The organism is Kitasatospora sp. NEAU-CNBT7, assembly GCF_057220535.1.
The window spans coordinates 1-1,868 of the sequence record NZ_JBXQQB010000125.1 but is presented as its reverse complement, the minus strand read 5'-3'; the positions used below and the strand labels follow the sequence as shown (position 1 = coordinate 1,868).

3 protein-coding genes are annotated in these 1,868 nt (G+C 70.8%); all 3 read left to right on the top strand.

The window, feature by feature from the left end:
- Positions 1-25 precede the first annotated feature (25 nt).
- Positions 26-439 (top strand): roadblock/LC7 domain-containing protein, encoded by a 414-nt coding sequence (locus tag AC2TEW_RS38970; protein ID WP_030057391.1) that lies wholly within the window; start codon positions 26-28, stop codon positions 437-439.
- Positions 440-635: 196 nt separating this feature from the next.
- On the top strand, positions 636-1,322 hold the full coding sequence (locus tag AC2TEW_RS38965) for a DUF742 domain-containing protein (RefSeq protein ID WP_484627854.1): 687 nt from the start codon (positions 636-638) through the stop codon (positions 1,320-1,322).
- The coding region (locus tag AC2TEW_RS38960) for a GTP-binding protein (protein WP_484627853.1) at positions 1,303-1,868 on the top strand (566 nt) is incomplete at its 3' end. The genes AC2TEW_RS38965 and AC2TEW_RS38960, both read left to right, overlap by 20 nt.

Sequence of the window (1,868 nt, the reverse complement as noted above, 5' to 3'; positions counted from 1 at the left end):
CACCAGGAGCGTTGAGTTGAGTCAGATGAGCCAGGCCGCACAGAACCTGAACTGGCTGATCACCAATTTCGTGGACAACACCCCCGGGGTGTCGCACACGGTGGTGGTCTCCGCCGACGGTCTCCTGCTGTGCATGTCCGAGGGCTTCCCGCGGGACCGCGCCGACCAGCTCGCCGCGGTCGCCTCCGGGCTGACCTCGCTGACCTCCGGCGCCAGCCGGATCTTCGAGGGCGGCGAGGTCAACCAGACCGTCGTCGAGATGGAGCGGGGCTTCCTGTTCCTGATGGCGGTCAGCGACGGATCGGCCCTGGCCGTCCTCGCCTCCCCCGACTCCGACATCGGTCTGGTGGGCTACGAGATGGCCCTCCTCGTCGACCGTGCCGGAGCCGTCCTCACCCCCGCGCTGCGCGCGGAACTCCAGGGCAGTCTCCTGCACTGACGGTTCGTCGGATACCGTCCTGGTATTCGAAAGACCTCATTGCCCGTCCCGGGTCCTTCGCGGGCACCGCCGGCCAACCGCCGCCGGTGCCCGCGCGGGACCCGGGTTCGGGCGTTGTACGGCCTTCGCACCACCGGCCCGGGCGCAGTTGTCCCGGACCAGCACCGCACCGCCGCACCCTGTGAGGAGAGGAACCGTGACACCGCCCGACGACCGCAGCGGCCAGTACGGCGTCCCGTATCCCGGCACCGGCCATGACGCCTTCGGCGTGCCCGGCGTCGGCCACGGGCAGCAGTACCCGCCGCAGCAGCAGTACTTCGCCCAGCCGCAGCCCGGTGCCCAGCAGCAGTACGGGCAGCAGCAGCCGTACCAGGACCAGCCGTACCAGGACCGGCCCCAGCAGCCGTTCCGGGACTCCGGGCCGTTCGGCCGCCCGGACGACGGCCCACCGGGCCATCCGGGACCGGAGGCGTTCCCCGAACGCGACAACGCCCGGTACCAGGAGGACTTCGGCCAGCACGAGGACGACGACGGCCAGGACTCCGGTCCGCTGATCCGCCCGTTCGCGATGACCGGCGGCCGGACCCGGCCCCGCTACGAACTCGCCCTGGAGGCCCTGGTCTCGGCCAGTGTCGACCCGGTCCGGCTGGCCGGACTGCTCCCGGAGCACCAGCGGATCTGCACCCTGTGCACCGAGGTCAAGTCCATCGCCGAGGTCTCCGCCCTGCTCACCATCCCGCTGGGAGTGGCCCGGATCCTCGTCGCGGACCTGGCCGAAGCCGGTCTCGTGACCATCCACCAGCCCGCTGCCGGCGGCGAATCCGGCAACCAGCCCGACGTCACGCTGCTCGAAAGGGTCCTCAGTGGACTTCGCAAGCTCTAACGCGGCCGCCCCCAGCCGCGCCACCACCTCGGCGAAGATCGTCGTCGCGGGCGGCTTCGGCGTGGGCAAGACCACCCTCGTCGGTGCGGTCTCCGAGATCAACCCGCTGCGCACCGAAGCCGTCATGACCAGCGCCAGCGCCGGCATCGACGACCTCACCCACACCGCGGGCAAGACGACCACCACGGTCGCCATGGACTTCGGCCGCATCACCCTCGACGAGGACCTGATCCTCTACCTCTTCGGCACCCCCGGCCAGGACCGCTTCTGGTTCATGTGGGACGACCTCGTCCGCGGCGCCATCGGCGCCGTCGTCCTCGTCGACACCCGCCGCCTCGCCGACTGCTTCCCCGCCCTCGACTACTTCGAGAACAGCGGCCTGCCCTTCGTCGTCGGCCTCAACGGCTTCGAAGGCCACCAGCCGCACACCCCCGAAGAGGTCCGCGAAGCACTCCAGCTCGGCCCCGACACCCCGATCATCGCGTTGGACGCGCGGCGCCGGGACAGTGCCAAGAGCGCCCTGATCACCCTGGTCGAGCACGCCCT